Source organism: Streptomyces nanhaiensis (genome assembly GCF_046614825.1).
In the GTDB taxonomy this organism is placed as follows: Bacteria; Actinomycetota; Actinomycetes; order Streptomycetales; family Streptomycetaceae; genus Streptomyces; species Streptomyces radiopugnans.
The window spans coordinates 1-255 of record NZ_JBKJFM010000435.1; the positions used below are offsets into that span (position 1 = coordinate 1).

Sequence of the window (255 nt, forward strand, 5' to 3'; positions counted from 1 at the left end):
CCTGGCCCTTGCCGGTCGGGTCCAGCGACATGATCGCCATGTAGACGCACTTCAAGGCGGCCTGCTCGTTCGGGAAGTGCCCGCGAGCCTTGACTGCCCGCCGAATCCGGGCGTTCACCGACTCGATCGCGTTCGTCGTGCAGACGATGCGGCGGATCTCGGTGTCGAACCGGAGGAACGGAGTGAAGTCCTCCCAGGCGTTCTCCCAGAGCCGGACGATCGCCGGATACTTCTTGCCCCACGCATCGGCGAACT

At 65.1% G+C, this 255-nt stretch carries 1 protein-coding gene; it reads right to left on the reverse strand.

Features of this window, described 5'->3' with window-relative positions; all coding sequences use genetic code 11:
• A partial coding sequence (locus tag ACLIYP_RS30960; protein ID WP_412716362.1) for a transposase occupies positions 1-255 on the reverse strand: 255 nt, incomplete at both ends.